The organism is Streptomyces triticisoli (assembly GCF_003270085.1).
GTDB classification, from domain to species: Bacteria; Actinomycetota; Actinomycetes; order Streptomycetales; family Streptomycetaceae; genus Streptomyces; species Streptomyces triticisoli.
Genome location: NZ_QFDQ01000164.1, coordinates 1 through 1294, shown reverse-complemented (window position 1 = coordinate 1294; position 1294 = coordinate 1). Strand labels below are relative to the sequence as shown.

Sequence of the window (1294 nt, the reverse complement as noted above, 5' to 3'; positions counted from 1 at the left end):
GGCACGCGCGCGTGCGCTGCTCCCGGAGGACTTCGCCGACGCCGGCGCGGCCGGGCTCGCCGCCGCCGCCCGCCGGACCGCCGAGGAGCTGGGCGGCCTGGAGTCGGTCCGCCGCGCCGAGCAGCGCCTGGCCGAGGTCGTCGCCGAACGCGCCGAGGTGGACCGGCAGGAGCTCGCCGACGACGACGTACTGCAGGACGCCGAAGGATGGCTCGCCGGGTGGGAGACCACCCGTACGGAACTGCTCTCCCGCATCGACACCGCCCAGGAGGCCGCCACCCGGGCCGAGCAGCTCGCCGTACGGCGCGAACCCGCACGACAGCGGCTCGCCGCCGCCCGGACGCGGGACGAGCTGACCGGGGCCACTGAGGAGGCGCGGCGGCGCGCGCTCACCTCCGCCCAGGACGCCGTGCACGCCAAGGAGCACTGGCTGGAGTTGAAGGAACAGCGGCTCGACGGCATCGCCGCCGAACTCGCCGCGAACCTCGTCGACGGCGAGCCCTGCGCCGTCTGCGGCGCCACCGGACACCCCGCACCCGCGCGCAAGGTCGCCGGACACGTCGACCGCGAGGCGGAGGAGCGTGCCCTGGCCGCCTACCAGGCCGCCGACGAACAGCGCGCCGGGGACGAGCGCCGTCTCGGCGCCGTACGCGAGGCCCTGGCCGCCGCCACCGCCGAGGCGGGCGACACGCCCACCGCACAACTCGCCGAGGAAGCCGAGGAGTTGCAGGCGCTGCTCGAGAGGGCACGCCGGGACGCCTCCGCGCTGCACGCGGCACAGCAGGAGCTGCGCGCCGCCGAGGAGGAGCGCGAGCGGCGGCTCGCCGACCGCCGCCAGGCCGAGGTCCGCGCGGCCTCGCGGCTGACCCTGAGAGAGAGCCTGTACCGCGAAAAGGCCGCCCTGGAAGCGGAGTTGGCCGAGGTCAGGGGCACCGCCGGCAGCGTCGCCGCGCGCGCCGCCCAACTGGAGCACCGGGCCGCGCTGCTCACCGGCGCCGCCGACGCCGCGCGCGTCGCCGAGGAGAGCGCCGAGCGGCTCAAGGACGCCGACGGACGGCTCGCCGAGGCCGCCTTCCGGGCCGGCTTCGACACCCCGCAGGCCGCGGCCGCCGCCCTCCTCGACGACGCCGCCCACCATGAGCTGCAACGGCGCCTGGACGCCTGGCACACGGAGGAGGCCGCCGTACGGGCGGTCCTCGCCGAGGCCGACACCGCGGCCGCCGCCCAGCAGCCGCCCGCCGACCTCACCGCGGCGCAGACCGCCGCGGCCACCGCGGACCGGCGGCTGCGCGAG

General features: G+C 78.1%; 1 pseudogene. It reads left to right on the top strand.

What is annotated here, in order from left to right:
- Window positions 1–1294 (top strand): annotated as a pseudogene (locus DEP02_RS22185) (AAA family ATPase); the annotation flags it as partial.